The organism is Pantoea sp. CFCC18179 (assembly GCF_059412405.1).
In genome coordinates, this window is record NZ_JBNBPM010000002.1 from 545,092 (window position 1) to 561,837 (window position 16,746).

Genomic DNA, 16,746 nt, shown 5'->3' on the forward strand with positions numbered 1-16,746 from the left:
GAAGAATGAGGCAATTAGCCATTTTATCCCCTTAAACATCATTGCCGTTTATGCAGCTATGGGCGCAACGCAGGATGTGGCGGTTTTCCCGCGTCACACAAAATTCCTATGGGTGATTCCGCTTGGTTCCAGAAAATATAATCTAGCGCCGCAATTTTTTTGGCCTCGGATTGAGTTGTCATCGCTTATCCGGCATCGTAAGAGCCATTTTTTGCGACTGCTAAGGAGCTGGCATGTTACTCACCTTCTTCCGTACTCTCTTCCGCCTGCTGTGGCGCGTGGAATTGCGCGGCGATCTCACGGCACTACATAAAGAAAAAGTGCTGATCACCCCGAACCATATGTCATTCCTTGATGGCGTGTTGGTGGCGCTGTTCCTGCCGATCAAACCGGTGTTCGCGGTCTATTCATCGATCAGCAATCAATGGTTTATGCGCCTGCTGAAGCCGATCATCGACTTCGTGCCGCTCGATCCAAGCAAGCCGATGTCGATCAAGCATCTGGTGCGCATGATCAATGAAGGTCGTCCGGTGGTGATCTTCCCGGAAGGACGCATTACCGTGACAGGCTCGCTAATGAAGATCTACAGCGGTGCCGGCTTTGTGGCGGCGAAATCTGGCGCGACCGTGGTGCCGATGCGTATCGAAGGCGCGGAGTACACACCGTTTGGCCGTCTGGCGGGCATCTTTAAACGTCGCCTGTTTCCACGCATCACCTTAACCGTGTTGCCGCCGACGGTGATCCCGATGCCGGAAGCCAAACGCGCACGCGATCGCCGCACGCTGGCGGGTGAGCACTTACACCATGTGATGATGGAAGCGCGCATGGCGGTGCGTCCGCGTGAAACGCTGTTCGACGCTTTCCTTAATGCGCGTCAGCGTTATGGCGTGATGAAACCGTGCATTGAAGACGTCAATTTCAAACCGGATAGCTACACCGGATTGCTAAAGAAATCGCTCGGCGTTGGCCGCATTCTGGAACGTTACAGCAAGCAGGGCGAATACATTGGCCTGCTGCTGCCGAATGCCACGGTGACGGCGGCGGCGATTCTGGGCGCTTCGCTGCGCGGACGTATCCCGGCGATGCTGAATTACACCGCAGGCGTTAATGGCATGCGTGCAGCGTTAACCGCATCGCAAGTCAAAACTGTGTTTACCTCGCGTCAGTTCCTCGAAAAAGGCAACTTGTGGCATCTGCCGCAAGGTTTAACCGACGTGCAGTGGATCTACCTTGAAGATCTAAAAGATACCGTCACGTTGCAGGACAAATTGTGGATTTTGGCGCATCTGCTGATGCCACGCCGTGCGCAGGTGCCGCAGCAACCGGAAGATGCCGCGATGGTGCTGTTTACCTCGGGTTCGGAAGGTAATCCCAAAGGTGTGGTGCATTCGCATAAAAGCTTGCTGGCCAACGTTGAGCAGATTCGCACCGTGGCCGATTTCACCCCCCGCGACCGCTTTATGTCGGCGCTGCCGCTGTTCCATGCGTTTGGTTTAACCGTGGGGTTGTTCACGCCGCTGTTAACCGGTGCGCAAGTGTTCCTCTATCCAAGCCCGCTGCACTATCGCATCGTGCCAGAACTGGTTTACGACCGTAACTGCACTGTGCTGTTTGGTACATCGACCTTCCTCGGTAACTATGCGCGCTTCGCCGCACCTTACGATTTTGCTCGCTTGCGCTATGTGGTGGCCGGTGCTGAGAAGTTGCAGGAAGGCACCCGCCAGATTTACATGGAAAAATACGGCATTCGCATCCTCGAAGGTTATGGCGTGACCGAGTGCGCGCCGGTCGTGGCGATCAACGTGCCGATGGCCGCGAAAAGCCACACCGTCGGCCGGATTCTGCCGGGCATGGATTCACGTCTGATTTCGGTGCCGGGCATCGAGCAGGGCGGTCGTTTGCAATTGCGCGGACCGAACGTGATGAACGGCTATCTGCGTGTCGAAAATCCTGGCGTGCTGGAAGTGCCGGTGGCGGACAACGGCGAAGGCGAGATGGAAGCCGGCTGGTACGATACCGGCGATATCGTCAGCTTTGATGAAGGCGGATTCTGCCAGATTCAGGGCCGCGCTAAACGCTTTGCCAAAATTGCCGGGGAAATGGTTTCGCTGGAGATCGTTGAGCAAATTGCTCTGAAAGCCTCGCACGAGAAGCAACATGCGGCGTCGCTGCGCCCAGATGGTAATCGTGGTGAAGCCTTGGTGCTGTTTACTACCGACAGCGCATTGAGCCGCGATACGCTGCTGAAAGCCGCGCGCGAACTGGGCGCGCCGGAACTGGCGGTGCCACGCGATATCCGCTTTATGAAGCAGTTGCCGATCCTCGGCAGCGGCAAACCGGACTATGTCAGCCTGAAACAGCTGGCGGAACAGGAGCAGGCATGAGCCAGACGGTTAATCCGGACGCACCCTTGATGTCGCGCAATATGCTGGCGGTGATTGTGGCGCAATTCTTCTCGGCATTTGGCGACAACGCGCTGTTGTTCGTCACGCTGGCGGTGCTGAAAAATCAGTTCTATCCCGATTGGAGCCAGCCGATCCTGCAAATGTTGTTTGTGGCGACTTACATTTTGCTCGCGCCGTTTGTCGGGCAGATGGCGGATAGCTTTGCCAAAGGCCGCGTAATGATGTTCGCCAACAGCCTCAAGCTATTGGGCGCGCTCACTATCTGCTTTGGCTTCAATCCGTTCATCGGCTACACGCTGGTGGGAATTGGTGCGGCCTCTTATTCGCCTGCCAAGTACGGCATCCTGACGGAGATCACCAGCGGCGATCGTTTGGTCAAAGCCAACGGCTTGATGGAAGGCTCAACCATCGCGGCGATTTTATTGGGATCGGTGGCGGGTGGATTTTTAGCTGACTGGAATCTGGTCGCTGCGCTGGTGGTGTGCGCCATGACTTACGCGATGGCGGTGGTGGCAAATATCTTTATTCCACGCTTAAGCGCGGCGCGACCGGGGCAAAGCTGGCATTTTGGCGCCATGCTGCGCAGTTTCGTGGCGGCAACCAAGCTGTTGTGGCGTAACGGCGAGACGCGCTTCTCACTGCTCGGCACCAGTTTGTTCTGGGGCGCAGGCGTGACGCTGCGTTTCCTGCTGGTGCTGTGGGTGCCGGTGGCGCTGGGTATCAGCGATAACAAAACCCCGACCACTCTCAACGCAATGGTGGCGATTGGCATCGTGATGGGTGCGGCGGCGGCGGCGAAGTTGGTGACGCTGCAAACCGTGCGTCGCTGTATGCCCGCGGGTGTGCTGATTGGCGTGATGGTGGTGGTGTTCTCGCTGCAAACTAGCCTGCTGAATGCCTATCTGGTGCTGATGCTGATCGGCGCGCTGGGCGGCTTCTTCGTGGTGCCGTTGAATGCGCTGTTGCAGGAGCGCGGCAAGGAATCCGTTGGTTCGGGTAACGCGATTGCGGTGCAGAATCTCGGCGAGAATGCCGCGATGTTGCTGATGCTGGGGTTGTATACCGTGGCGATTAAATTGGGTGCGCCTGCGGTGGCCACCGGCGTGGGCTTCGGCGCGATATTCGCCGTGGCGATTGCGGTATTGTGGTGGAAAGGCCGTCGTTAGCGGGTGCGGTAATTAACAAGGTCGCCATGAATGGCGACCTTACGGCAGAAAATCGTAGGGTGCGCATTCATGCGCACCTTTTTTATGGCGCCGGATAAGTATATTGGCGATGAATCGCTTCCAGTTCCTCTAACACTTCGCTATTTAGCGTCAGATTGAAACTCTCCACGTTGATCTTCAACTGCTCCAGCGTCGTTGCGCCCAGCAAGGTGCTGGCAACAAACGGCTGTTGACGCACATAGGCCAGCGCCATCTGCGAAGGATCGAGATTATGCTTCTTCGCCAAATCCACATAGGCGGCAATGGCCTGATTTGACTGCTCGCCGCTATAACGGGTAAAGCGACTAAACAAAGTATTGCGCGCACCAGCGGGTTTCGCACCGTTCAGATATTTGCCACTCAAGGTACCAAACGCCAGGCTGGAATAGGCCAGCAGCTCAACGCCTTCGTGCTGACTGATCTCCGCCAAACCGACCTCAAAGCTGCGGTTCAGCAGGCTGTACGGGTTTTGAATAGTGACGATGCGCGGCAGTTCATGCTTCTCAGCCAGCTGCAAATAACGCATCACGCCCCATGCAGTTTCGTTCGAGACGCCAATGTAGCGAATCTTACCGGCGCGCACTTGTTCGGTCAGTGCTTCCAGCGTTTCCAGCAAGGTAACCGGCACGCTGTTATCGCTGTATTGATAACCCAGTTTGCCGAAGAAATTGGTTTGACGCTGCGGCCAGTGCAGCTGATAAAGATCGAGATAATCGGTATTCAGGCGTTTCAGGCTGGCATCCAGCGCTTCGCGGATGTTTTTACGATCTAACGCCTGATTGGGACGAATCGACGCATCAGCGCCGCGTACCGGGCCGGCCACTTTGCTGGCAAGAATGATTTTGTCGCGGCTGCCACGCTTCTTCAGCCAGCTACCGATGTACTGTTCAGTTAATCCCTGCGTTTCCGGGCGCGGCGGCACCGGATACATTTCCGCGGTATCAATCAGGTTAATGCCACTGCTAACCGCGTAATCAAGCTGTGCGTGGGCGTCGGCTTCGCTGTTCTGCTCACCAAACGTCATGGTTCCTAGCCCCAGCTGACTCACTTCCAGCGTGCTATGGGGAATACGGTGATAGTGCATTTGCCGGCATCCTTTTTTCATTATGAAAGGGAATGTTGTGTCCTGTGGGACTATAACGTGTGAAGCCGCGCGGAAGGAAGAGGGGAAAGTTCGGGAAATCGCCTGCACAGGGGGAAAACGCGTGCAGGCAAGGCAATTTGGCACTTAACGCTCAATGATGGTGGAAACCTCGTCACCATTGATCTGCATCTGATGGCCTTTCTCATCGGTGTATTGCACCAAACCCGTTTCTTTATCAATGGCCGGTTTGCCATCTGTCATGATCATGCGGCCATCTTTGGTCGCCATCACGTAATCACTGCTGCAACCACTCAGCAATACTGCTACCAATGCTAAACCCACTGCACTCGCCAACCCTTTCATTCCTTTCTCCTTCACGCAACTTCAACAGCAAAAGTGTAGTAATAAATGCTTTCGTCGTTAGGAGTAATCGCATCATTCCTAAAATTATCGGCAGCAATATGCATTTACAGTAAAAAATGTCGCGCTAATAACGGGCCGGTGAAGCTTTTCTTCAGATAAAAGCCACGCGGCAAAGTCATGATCGGTTCGCCATGTTCGCCAATCGCTTCGGTTAAGGCTTTGCTGTTGGCGGCTTTTGGACGGATTTGTAGCCACTCGCCGTGGCGTGCGGTGATGCGCTCAACCTGGCCGAGCACGATCATGTCCATCAACTCTTCCCAATCTTCGCGTAGCTGCTGCTCTTCTTCTTCATTGGGACGCCACAACAGCGGCGATCCGACGCGACGTTCCGCCAGCGGCATGGCGCGATCGCCTTCAATCGGAATCCACAACACGCGCGCCAGTTTGTGGCGCACGTGGCTGGTTTGCCAGGTGACGCCACTGTTGCCGGTTAACGGTGCCACGCAGACAAAGGTGGTTTCCAGCGGTTTACCTTGCGCATCGACCGGAATGGTTTTCAGTTCAATGCCGAGATGGGCAAAATCCTGCTCGGCTTTGCTACCGGCGCTGGCACCTAAATGCAGCTCTAACAACATGCCGACCCAGCCTTTATCGCGTTTGAGATTCGCCGGGATCGGCAGATTGATCTGTGCCGCCAATGCAGCGAAGGTTTGTCCCGCTAACCCTTGCGCGCGTTGCAGCAGCTCTGTTTCATTTTCAGGCGGTGGTGGCAATAAAGCGGCGGATGACATGCTAAAACTCACATTGGTTGAAGAGTGAACAGTAAAATCGTAATCAGTTTGTCCACACGGCATTAAGGTGAATAACCGTGATAATAGCATGATTCAGCATGCTTTTTTATCGCGATAGGATGAATACCGTTAATGGTATGCCAAGGTTATCCCAGCTTGTTATCGACAATGAACAGATGTTGAGCCTAGTTATCCACAGAAAAGTGGGATAACACCCCTGCGCAACGACCCCTGTTTCCATTTACAGCCTTGACTTTCGCGTTTTGAACGCTTTTTTTCCTTTCTTTGACCAGGTTTAGGGCATTCTCTGTGGATAAAAACGACGGTGATGGATCTTTAACCGATCGCCAAAATGTAAAACTATACCGCTATTGATCCTGATGAGATTTTAGCTGTGAATTATTTATATCATTATGAAATACAACATCTTTATGGCTATTTTTATCATTGGCACTAAGATGTTTCTGAAGCGGTTATTCAATTCATTCCCGTGTTCTGCACAAAGCTATCCACAGAAAAGGTGAATAAGATCACCCTTAAATCTGCCTTGCTGTTTATAACTTGGCTATTCTCTGTGAGTTATCATGCTTTTATTCCGCGATCGCCACGATATCCAGTGGTTTACCGCCTGTAAGGAGTGTGAAACAATCAGGCTATTCAAATTTAGCTTTGAGGTAGTCCAGTGATCGATGATGATGGCTACCGCCCGAATGTTGGTATCGTAATCTGTAACAGGCAAGGACAAGTGTTATGGGCCAGGCGCTTTGGACAGCACTCCTGGCAATTTCCTCAGGGAGGCATCAATCCGGGTGAAACCGCTGAACAGGCGATGTATCGCGAACTGTTCGAAGAAGTGGGTTTACACCGCAAAGATGTTCGAATACTTGCTTCCACCCGTAACTGGTTACGCTACAAGTTGCCAAAACGTTTGGTGCGTTGGGACACAAAGCCGGTGTGTATCGGCCAGAAACAAAAGTGGTTTCTTCTGCAGTTGATGTGTAGTGACGCGGAGATCAATGTGCAACACAGCAGCACGCCCGAGTTTGACGGCTGGCGCTGGGTGAGCTTCTGGTATCCGGTACGTCAGGTGGTCTCTTTCAAACGCGATGTCTATCGCCGCGTGATGAAAGAATTCGCGGGCGTAGTGATGTCGATGCAGGAGAGTGCCGGGCAGCGTAATAACGCCGCCCAACGACGTAAAAGAGGATAGGCCACGCCCTTTATGCTCACTCAGTTACGCGAAATTGTCGAAAAAGTGGCGAGTGCTCCACGTTTAAATGAAGCACTCGACATTCTGGTCAACGAAATTTGCCTTGCGATGGAAACCGAGGTTTGCTCGGTTTATCTCGCCGATCACGATCGTCGTTGCTACTACTTAATGGCGACGCGCGGGCTAAAAAAGCCGCGCGGTCGTACGGTCACGCTGGCGTTTGACGAAGGTATTGTTGGCCTCGTTGGACGTTTAGCCGAACCGATCAACCTCGCCGATGCGCAAAGCCATCCCAGCTTCAAATATATTCCTTCTGTAAAAGAAGAGCGTTATCGCTCCTTCCTCGGCGTACCAATTATCAGTCGTCGCCAGTTACTTGGCGTGCTGGTGGTTCAGCAGCGCGAACACCGTCAGTTTGATGAAAGCGAAGAGTCTTTCCTCGTCACGCTTGCCACACAAATGGCCGGATTGTTGTCGCAATCGCAACTTGGTCAACTGTTTGGTCAGTTTCGCCAAACGCGGGTAAAAGCGATTGCTGCCGCGCCGGGCGTGGCGGTTGCGCCGGGTTGGGTAGATGAAACCCAGCCGCTGCTTGATCAGGTTTCTGCGGCTTCAACATTAGATGTGGCGCGTGAGCGTGAACGTCTGGTGCAGGCGATGGGGGATGCGAGTAACGAGTTTCGCCGCTTCAGCAAGCGTTTTGCCGCCAGCGTGCAGAAAGAGAGTGCGGCGATCTTCGATCTCTATTCGCACTTGCTCACCGACGCGCGCTTGAAAAAAGATCTGTTCGACGAGATCGATCGCGGATCGGTTGCCGAATGGGCGGTCAAAACGGTGATCGAGAAGTTCGCCGAACAGTTCGCCAACTTGCAGGATCAATATCTGCGCGAGCGTGCCGGCGATCTTCGCGTGCTCGGACAACGCCTGCTGTTTCACCTCGATGATACTTTGGTGGGCACCAACGCGTGGCCAGAACGCTTTGTGCTGGTGGCCGATGAACTGACGGCGACCACGCTGGCAGAATTGCCGCAGGAACGTCTCGCTGGCGTAGTGGTGCGCGATGGTGCCGCTAACTCGCATGCGGCAATTTTGACGCGCGCGATGGGCATTCCCACTGTAATGGGCGCGGATATCCTGCCGGCGCAGCTCAACAAACGTTTGCTGATCGTTGATGGTTATCGCGGCGAAGTGTTGATCGATCCTGAACCGGTATTGGTGCAGGAATATCAGCGTTTGATCAGCGAAGAGAACGCGCTGAGCAAAATGGCGGAAGGTGTGGTCGAGCAACCGGGCGAGCTGAAAAGCGGCGAACGTGTGCAGGTGATGCTGAATGCTGGCTTAAGCCCGGAGCATGAACAGGCGCTGGATAATTGGGTCGACGGCATTGGTCTGTATCGCACCGAAATCCCGTTTATGCTGCACAACGGCTTCCCGTCTGAAGAGGAGCAGGTGGCGCAGTATCAAGGCATGTTGCAGCTGTTCTACAACAAACCGGTCACGCTGCGTACGCTGGATGTCGGCGCGGATAAGCAGTTGCCGTATATGCCGATCAGCGAAGAAAACCCGTGTCTCGGCTGGCGCGGCATTCGCTTAACGCTCGATCAACCCGAAATCTTCCTGGTGCAAGTGCGCGCCATGCTGCGTGCTAACGTGGCGTCGGGCAATCTGAGCATTTTGCTGCCGATGATCAGCCACATCGATGAGATCGATGATGCGCGTCGTTTGATTGATCGCGCCGGTCGTGAAGTGGAAGAGATGCTCGGCTATGTGATTCCTAAACCGCAAATCGGCATCATGATCGAAGTGCCATCCATGCTGTTTATGATTCCGCATCTGGCCGATCGCGTGGATTTCGTTTCGGTTGGCACCAACGATTTGACGCAATATTTACTGGCGGTTGATCGTAACAATACGCGTGTCGCCAATCTGTATGATTCGCTGCATCCGGCGATGTTGCGCGCGCTACACACCATCGCCCATGAAGCCCGCCAGGCCAAATTAGAGCTGTGTTTGTGTGGTGAAATGGCCGGCGATCCAATGTGTGTCGCGCTGTTGGTGGGCATGGGTTATCACCACCTCAGCATGAACGGCAAAAACATTCCGCGCGTGAAATATCTGCTGCGTCATCTCGATTTTGAAGAAGCGCAGAAGCTGAGCGAGCATGGATTGGCGGCACATACCGCATCGGAAGTGCGCCATCTGGTTTCAACCTTTATGGAGCGCCGAGGTTTAGGCGGTCTGATTCGCGGCGGACGTTAGTTACATTCTTCGCGACCTGTGTAAAAACCGGCTGTGCTATTATGCGCAGCCTTTTATTGCCAAAACCCGTTTCACGGCAGAATAAACGATGGTGAAAGATGACTGACGGCTACATTTCGTTTCCCCAATTCGATCCGGTAATTTTCTCTATCGGACCGGTTTCGCTTCACTGGTACGGTTTGATGTACCTGGTGGGCTTTGTATTTGCCATGTGGCTGGCAACGCGCCGCGCCAACAAACCCGGCAGCGGCTGGAAAAAAGAGGAAGTTGAAAACCTGTTATATGCCGGTTTCCTTGGCGTATTCCTCGGCGGACGTATCGGCTATGTGCTGTTCTATAACTTGCCGCTGTTCCTGGAAAATCCGCTGTATCTGTTCAAGGTTTGGGATGGCGGCATGTCGTTCCACGGCGGCTTGATCGGCGTAATCGTGGTGATGCTGATCTTCGCGCGTCGCACCAAACGCACCTTCTTCCAGGTGAGTGATTTCATCGCTCCGTTGATTCCATTTGGTTTGGGCGCGGGTCGTCTCGGCAACTTCATTAATGGCGAACTGTGGGGCCGCGTGGCACCGGATTTCAAATTCGCCATGCTGTTCCCGGGTTCACGTAGCGAAGATCTCGCGCTGGCGGCCAATAATCCACAATATCAAGAGTTAATGAACACCTACGGTGTGCTGCCGCGTCACGCGTCACAGCTGTATGAACTGTGCCTGGAAGGCATCGTGCTGTTCATCATTCTCAACCTGTTTATTCGCAAACCACGTCCAATGGGCAGCGTTTCTGGCCTGTTCCTGATTGGTTACGGCGCTTTCCGCATTATCGTGGAGTTCTTCCGTCAGCCGGATGCGCAGCTTGGTCTGTTTGAAGGTGGCGTCAGCATGGGACAAATCTTGTCGATTCCAATGATTCTGGCCGGTGTGATTATGATGATCTGGGCCTATCGTCGTCATCCGCAGCAGCAAACTCGAGAGGTAAAATGAAACAGTATCTGGACCTAATGCAACATGTGCTGAATGAAGGCGCAGAAAAGGCCGACCGCACCGGAACCGGCACGCTCTCAATCTTTGGCCACCAGATGCGTTTCAATTTGCAAGACGGTTTTCCGCTGGTGACCACCAAGAAAGTACACTTGCGCTCCATTATTCATGAGCTGCTGTGGTTCCTCAAAGGCGACACCAATATTGGTTATCTGAAAGATAACAAGGTGACCATTTGGGACGAATGGGCGGATGAAAACGGCGATCTTGGTCCGGTGTACGGCAAGCAATGGCGTAGCTGGGGTAAGGCTTCTGGTGAAGAGATTGACCAGATTAGCAAAGTGATTGAGCAGTTGAAGCGCGATCCAGATTCGCGCCGTATCATCGTTTCGGCATGGAACGTCGGTGAATTGGACCAAATGGCATTGGCACCTTGCCACGCCTTCTTCCAGTTCTACGTGGCGAACGGCAAGCTCTCTTGCCAGCTGTATCAGCGTTCGTGCGATATCTTCCTTGGCCTGCCATTCAACATCGCCAGTTATGCGTTGTTAGTGCATATGGTGGCACAGCAGTGCGACCTCGAAGTGGGCGATTTTGTCTGGACCGGTGGCGATACGCACTTGTACAGCAATCACTTAGAGCAGGCACGTCTGCAACTGACGCGTGAACCGCGCCCGCTGCCAAAGCTGGTGATCAAACGTAAACCTGCCTCAATCTTCGACTATCAGTTCGACGATTTTGAGATTGAAGGTTACGATCCGCACCCGGCGATTAAAGCGCCGGTCGCGATCTAACGCTTCCACGATTGAAGATAAGCCCTGCCAGCGTGCAGGGCTTTTTTATGCTGAATCTGTTTGGTCACCATAAATGGCGACCCTACAAAACCGCATCCATTTGTCGTAGGGTCGCCATTTATGGTGACCGAACCCTCGCACCATCCTGATTCTGAATCCCGCTCGCAAAAATCTGTATCCCACTGCACACCGCAGCGATTCCTTGCGTAACGCTTTCCAACACCAATTTCTCTCACTTGTTGTCTCTCTTCCTGACGCGCAAATTACTCGCCATGAACAGAAACCCGAACCACGGCTTCACCTTGCCCGAACTGCTATTGGTGATGGTGATTGCCGGCATACTCAGCGTTGGCGCATTACAAGGTTGGCAGCGCTGGCAGCAGTATCAACAACTGCGCGACAGCGTGCAGCAATTGCAGGGATATCTACTGCGATTACGCGCGTATGCCAACTGGCACAATCGCGACGTGGTGTTGTGGTTACAGCCGGGCGAAAACGGCTGCCTGGGCGCGGGGACAAAACCCGCAGAAGGCTGTGCTGTAGCTTCACGCTGGTTATTCAAACTGCCGCATGAAGGCGTGCGCCTGGTCGCGATCAATGGTGAAGTGGGCTTTTATGGTCGCCGTGATGTAGCTCGCCCTGGCAGCGTGGATATTGCCAGCGCCGCAGGACGCTGGCGCCTCATCATCTCCGCCAGAGCGCGTATTCGCGCCTGCCAGCCGGGAGAGAAAGGATGCGAGTAAGTGGCAGAGTGCGGCAAAGCGGATTCAGCCTACTGGAAATGCTGATCGCCATAGCGGTCGGGGCGATTTTGATGGTCAGTGTAGGCCGATTTTTGCCGCTGCTGATGGAGCAAAATCTGCGCCTGCAACAGCGCGTGCAGTTGCAACAAGAGTTGCAGCAGATCGCCAATACGCTGCACAAGTCGCTACGACGCGCAGGTTATTGTCATGGGCAATGCAGCGGATCGGCTCTGACACTTGCTGCTAACGGAAGCTGTGTATTGCTGCGTTGGGATGAGAACAGTAACGGGCGCTGGGAAGGTGTCGGCCACAGTGAAAGTGATTATTACGGTTATCGGCTGCGCAGTGGACAGCTGGAAATGCAACGTGGCGTCGATGAATGTAACAGCGCTGGCTGGGAAAGATTATCCGATCCGGCCTTTCTCACCATCAGCGCTTTCAAACTTGAGCGGCAAGGTTCACGTCTTATCCTGCAACTGGCAGCCAACGCCAGCAATCAAAGCGTTGAGCTTGAAAGCTGGATTGAAGGAATCAATCTGTGAAGCAAACAGGGAACAGTACGCTGGGCATGGTGTTGATGATGTTGTTAATGGGCGGATTAACGTTGCACGCGACGCGTAGCCAACTGTCGCAAAACATGGTGTTGGTGGCGGATGAACAACAACATCATCAGGATTTCTGGCTGGCGCACTCTGCCTTAACCTGGGGCAGCGTGCAAAACTGGCCGCAGCAAACCGGCTGGCAATGTCAGCAATGGACGGCTGAACAATGGCAAAGCTGCTTATTACGCATGGAGGATGACAATGCGTTGTTATCGGGGCACGGAGAAGGGCGCGCGCTATGGCTATATCGCTGGGTATCAATGCGCAATACGCAGCCGGAATTACAAGAACACGGCTGGATCGATTACTGCCCGTTGTCGCAGACAACCTTGTGTCAGCCCGAAGCAGCAGGGTTTTAGCTTAGCGGAAACCTTGGTGGCGATGCTGCTGCTAGCGATGACCATCAGCACATTGCTGCAATACCATCGCGCTTTAGCGTTGGGTTTCAGCCAGCAGTGGCAACAGCGACAGGCATGGCGCGTCGCAGGTCAGGCGCTGTTGGGGCGGGAGGTTGCTGATTGGCAGATACAGCGCCAGCAGCAGAGCTTTTCTGGCGGTTGCATTTTGGAACGCGTTACCGTTACAGGGCCACAGCAACGTAGCGCTTCGCTGGCGCAGCTCAATTGCCACTAGCGGTAGGCATCACCGGTGATAAACGGTAGAGTGGCCGAGCTGTATGCATACTTTTATACCCGAATAATTTGAGTCGCAGGAAGGCGGCAAGCTTGTGAATCTCCAGGAGCTTACTCAAGTAAGTGACTGGGGTGAGCAAGTGTAGCCAACGCACCTGTGGCTTGAAGTATGACGGGTATAACATTAGGAGAAATATGTTCCGGGTCTATCACTCTAATCAGCTTGATTTGCTAAAAAATCTGGCAGGTATTTTGATTGAAAATCAGCCGCTTGCCGATCCTCTTGCCGCAGAGCAAGTGCTGGTGCAAAGCCCCGGTATGGCGCAATGGCTGCAAATGGAACTGGCAAACAGTTTCGGTATCGCCGCCAATATCGACTTCCCGCTGCCCGCCAGTTTTATCTGGAACATGTTCGTTAAGGTGCTGCCGGATATTCCCGAAGAGAGCGCTTTTACCAAAGCCAGCATGAGCTGGAAGCTAATGCATCGCTTGCCGACTCTGCTGGAGCAAGAAGCATTTCAGCCGCTGCGTCACTATCTCAACGACGACGAAGACAAGCGCAAGCTGTATCAACTTAGCGCTCGTGTTGCAGACCTGTTTGACCAATATCTGGTGTACCGCTCGGATTGGCTTAACAGTTGGGAGCGTGGTGAACTTATTGACGGCTTAGGCGAATCACAATTGTGGCAAGCGCCGCTGTGGTGTGATCTGGTCAGTTTCACCGAAAGTCTCGGTCAGCCGATGTGGCATCGTGCCAATCTCTATGCACGCTTTATTCGCGAGCTGGAACAGGCACAAACGCCGCCGCCTGGTTTGCCGCAGCGCGTGTTCATCTGCGGTATTTCCGCGCTGCCGCCGGTCTATCTGCAAGCGCTGGAAGCGCTGGGCCGTCACATTGATATCCATCTGCTGTTCACCAATCCTTGCCGCCATTATTGGGGCGACATTCAGGATTATGCTTTCTTAGCGAAGCTGCAAAGCCGCCAGCGCCGCCGCATTCAATCCGACGAGATGCAGCCGCTATTCCGCCATCCTGCTGGTGCAACCGCGTTATTCAACGATCTCGGCGAACAACAACTGACAAATCCGTTGCTGGCTTCATGGGGCAAGTTGGGGCGAGATAACCTGTTTTTGCTCAGCCAGATGGAGTCAGCTGCCAACGATATTGATGCTTTTGTTGAGCTCACGCCGGACAACCTGCTGCATAGCCTGCAAGCGGATCTGCTGAATCTGGATGACAAAGCGGTGATCGGCCTGAATGCCGGTGAGCTGGCTAACAGCAGCGAAAAACGTCTGCTCGATCCACATGATCGCTCAATTACGTTGCAAGTGTGTCACAGCGCGCAACGTGAAGTGGAAGTGCTACAAGATCATCTGCTGGCATTGATGGAGGAAAATCCTGACCTAAAGCCACGCGACATCATCGTGATGGTGGCGGATATCGACAGCTACGCGCCCTTTATTCAGGCAGCTTTTGCCAGCGCGCCAGCCGAACGCTATTTGCCTTTCGCGATTTCGGATCGTCGTGCCAGCCAGGCGCACCCGGCGATTCTGGCGTTACTGAGCTTGCTGGCGTTGCCAGACAGTCGTTTTGCTTCGGAAGACGTGTTGGCGCTGTTGGAAGTTCCGGCGCTGGCGCAGCGATTCTCCGTGGATGAAAGCGGATTGCGCCTGCTGCGCCGTTGGGTGATGGAATCGGGGATTCGCTGGGGTCTGGATGATGCCAGCGTGGAAGCATTAGCGTTGCCGGTAACAGGACAACATACCTGGCGATTCGGCTTGCAGCGCATGCTGCTCGGCTATGCGCTAGAGAGCCACAACGGTGCCTGGCAAGGCATTCTGCCGTATGACGAATCCAGCGGTTTAATCGCTGAGTTGGCGGGGCATCTGGCGGAATTGTTGTCACGGCTTGAAGACTGGCGGGCAAAACTGGCCGCTGAGCGCACACTTGCCGATTGGCTACCGCTGTGCCGTGAGCTGGTGGAGTGCTTCTTCGCTGGCGATGCGGAAAGCGATGCCGCGCTGTTGCTGGTGGAAACGCAATGGCAGCAGATCATTGAACAGGGCATGCAGGCAGCATATCAACAACCCATTCCGGTCACGCTCTTACGCGATGAGCTGCGATCGCGCCTTGACCAACAGCGCATTAGCCAGCGTTTTCTGGCCGGTCCAATCAACTTCTGTACGTTGATGCCAATGCGTTCCATTCCCTTCAAGGTGGTGTGTTTGCTGGGAATGAACGATGGTGTTTACCCACGAACATTAGCGCCGCTTGGCTTCGATCTTATGCAGCAGCAAATGCGCAAAGGCGATCGAAGTCGTCGCGATGATGACCGTTATCTGTTCCTCGAAGCACTGATTTCGGCGCAAGAACAGCTGTATATCAGCTATATCGGCCGCGCGATTCAGGACAATACCGAACGCTATCCATCGGTTCTGGTGAGCGAACTGGTCGATTACTTGGGGCAAAGTTTCTGTTTGCCGGGCGATGAACAGTGCGAGCCAGATGTCAGCGAACAACGCGTGCGTGAGCATCTGCAAACGGTGCACAGCCGTATGCCGTTCGCGGCGGAAAACTTCCAGCCGGGCGCATATGGACAAAGCTTTGCCGCTGAGTGGTTGCCTGCCGCCACCGGCAGCGGCGTGGCGCAGCCTGATTTCATCCAGCCGTTATCTGCGCAGCCAGTGGAAACCGTATCGCTGGAGCAATTGTTACGCTTCTGGCGTCATCCGGTGCGTGCCTGGTTCCAGCAGCGTTTAGGTGTGGCTTTCTGGATGGAGGAGAGCGAATTGCCGGATAGCGAACCGTTCGCGCCCGATAGTTTAGAACGTTACCAAATCAACGCTCAGCTATTGAATACGCTGGTCAACGGCGACGATCCGGCGCAGTTATATGCGCGCCATCGTGCCGCAGGCAATCTGCCCTATGGCGCGTTTGGGGAACTTTTCTGGCAGAGTCAGACCGAAGAGATGCAGGAAGTGGCGGCGGAAGTCAGCGGTCAGCGTCAAGCGGCTGAAAGTTGGGAAATCAACCTCACCTTAGGTGACGTGCAATTGACCGGCTGGCTGACTCAGGTGCAAGCTGACGGATTGCTGCGCTGGCGGCCTGGCGTGCTGAACATGAACGATGGTTTGCTACTTTGGCTGGAGCATCTGGTGTACTGCGCCTTAGGTGGATCGGGTGAAAGTCGCATGTATGGGCGCAAGCAAAGCCATTGGCGTTTCACTGCGCTGCCAGCCGAACAGGCATTATTTCTGCTGAATCAGTACGTTGAAGGATATCAGGCCGGATTAATGCAGCCGCTGATGTTGTTGAACAAAAGCGGTGGTGCATGGCTGGATGCCAGCTTTGATAGCAAGTCACAGCAATTGCTGGAAGACGAAGCAACGCAGAAAAAGGCACTTAACAAACTGCTGCAAGCCTGGCAGGGTGGTTATCAAGTGGAAGGCGAGGGCAGTGATCCCTATTTGCAACGCCTAAGCCGAACCTTAGATGACGATGCCGTTCAGGCGATTATCGCGGCAGCAAAACAATGGTATTTACCGGTGCGTCTCGCACAGCAAAATGATGCATAGCAACAGGTAGAAGCGTGTCTTGCGCGACTGCCAACACTATAAAAATTGGTTTTATTTCATCGCTGGGCACACAGCCAGCGATATAGGGTAATGAAAGGGGTTTAA

At 54.1% G+C, this 16,746-nt stretch carries 14 protein-coding genes; 11 read left to right on the top strand and 3 right to left on the bottom strand.

Annotation, left to right across the window (positions count from 1 at the left end):
- Positions 1-233 precede the first annotated feature (233 nt).
- Together aas and lplT are read left to right on the top strand one after the other, a co-directional pair.
- Complete coding sequence (aas, locus tag ACPUC7_RS07030; protein WP_494922305.1) at positions 234-2,384, top strand: bifunctional acyl-ACP--phospholipid O-acyltransferase/long-chain-fatty-acid--ACP ligase; 2,151 nt, start codon at positions 234-236, stop codon at positions 2,382-2,384.
- On the top strand, positions 2,381-3,571 hold the full coding sequence (lplT, locus tag ACPUC7_RS07035; protein WP_494922306.1) for a lysophospholipid transporter LplT: 1,191 nt from the start codon (positions 2,381-2,383) through the stop codon (positions 3,569-3,571). Before aas ends, lplT begins: the two co-directional genes overlap by 4 nt.
- A gap of 82 nt (positions 3,572-3,653) precedes the next feature.
- Here lplT and ACPUC7_RS07040 read toward each other — a convergent pair whose 3' ends face one another.
- The 3 genes from ACPUC7_RS07040 to mutH all read right to left on the bottom strand — a co-directional run bounded on the left by ACPUC7_RS07040 (position 3,654) and on the right by mutH (position 5,848).
- Positions 3,654-4,694: an NADP(H)-dependent aldo-keto reductase gene (locus ACPUC7_RS07040; protein ID WP_343552372.1), complete on the bottom strand. Its 1,041-nt coding sequence runs from the start codon at positions 4,692-4,694 to the stop codon at positions 3,654-3,656.
- Positions 4,695-4,838: 144 nt separating this feature from the next.
- Complete coding sequence (locus tag ACPUC7_RS07045) at positions 4,839-5,057, bottom strand: YgdI/YgdR family lipoprotein (RefSeq protein WP_343552371.1); 219 nt, start codon at positions 5,055-5,057, stop codon at positions 4,839-4,841.
- 104 nt (positions 5,058-5,161) lie between these two features.
- Entirely contained in the window at positions 5,162-5,848 is a 687-nt protein-coding gene (gene mutH / locus ACPUC7_RS07050; RefSeq protein ID WP_494922307.1) for a DNA mismatch repair endonuclease MutH, read from the bottom strand.
- Positions 5,849-6,530: 682 nt separating this feature from the next.
- On the opposite strand from mutH, the gene rppH reads away from it, so the two are divergent.
- The 9 genes from rppH to recC all read left to right on the top strand — a co-directional run bounded on the left by rppH (position 6,531) and on the right by recC (position 16,641).
- A complete protein-coding gene (rppH, locus tag ACPUC7_RS07055; protein ID WP_007890933.1) occupies positions 6,531-7,058 on the top strand; it encodes an RNA pyrophosphohydrolase in 528 nt (175 codons plus the stop codon).
- Positions 7,059-7,070: 12 nt separating this feature from the next.
- A complete protein-coding gene (gene ptsP / locus ACPUC7_RS07060; RefSeq protein WP_494922308.1) occupies positions 7,071-9,317 on the top strand; it encodes a phosphoenolpyruvate--protein phosphotransferase in 2,247 nt (748 codons plus the stop codon).
- Positions 9,318-9,415: 98 nt separating this feature from the next.
- Positions 9,416-10,297 (top strand): prolipoprotein diacylglyceryl transferase, encoded by an 882-nt coding sequence (lgt, locus tag ACPUC7_RS07065; RefSeq protein ID WP_343552368.1) that lies wholly within the window; start codon positions 9,416-9,418, stop codon positions 10,295-10,297.
- Positions 10,294-11,088, top strand: coding sequence for a thymidylate synthase (gene thyA / locus ACPUC7_RS07070; protein WP_343552367.1), 795 nt, complete (start codon positions 10,294-10,296; stop codon positions 11,086-11,088). Before lgt ends, thyA begins: the two co-directional genes overlap by 4 nt.
- 272 nt (positions 11,089-11,360) lie before the next feature.
- Positions 11,361-11,831: a prepilin-type N-terminal cleavage/methylation domain-containing protein gene (locus ACPUC7_RS07075; protein WP_494922309.1), complete on the top strand. Its 471-nt coding sequence runs from the start codon at positions 11,361-11,363 to the stop codon at positions 11,829-11,831.
- Entirely contained in the window at positions 11,822-12,373 is a 552-nt protein-coding gene (locus ACPUC7_RS07080; protein WP_494922310.1) for a prepilin peptidase-dependent protein, read from the top strand. Before ACPUC7_RS07075 ends, ACPUC7_RS07080 begins: the two co-directional genes overlap by 10 nt.
- Entirely contained in the window at positions 12,370-12,792 is a 423-nt protein-coding gene (locus ACPUC7_RS07085) for a DUF2509 family protein (protein WP_494922311.1), read from the top strand. The genes ACPUC7_RS07080 and ACPUC7_RS07085 overlap by 4 nt, the downstream gene beginning before the upstream one ends.
- 16 nt (positions 12,793-12,808) lie before the next feature.
- On the top strand, positions 12,809-13,066 hold the full coding sequence (locus tag ACPUC7_RS07090; protein WP_494922312.1) for a prepilin-type N-terminal cleavage/methylation domain-containing protein: 258 nt from the start codon (positions 12,809-12,811) through the stop codon (positions 13,064-13,066).
- Between the two features lie 194 nt (positions 13,067-13,260).
- Complete coding sequence (gene recC, locus ACPUC7_RS07095) at positions 13,261-16,641, top strand: exodeoxyribonuclease V subunit gamma (RefSeq protein WP_494922313.1); 3,381 nt, start codon at positions 13,261-13,263, stop codon at positions 16,639-16,641.
- The last annotated feature ends 105 nt before the right edge of the window (positions 16,642-16,746 follow it).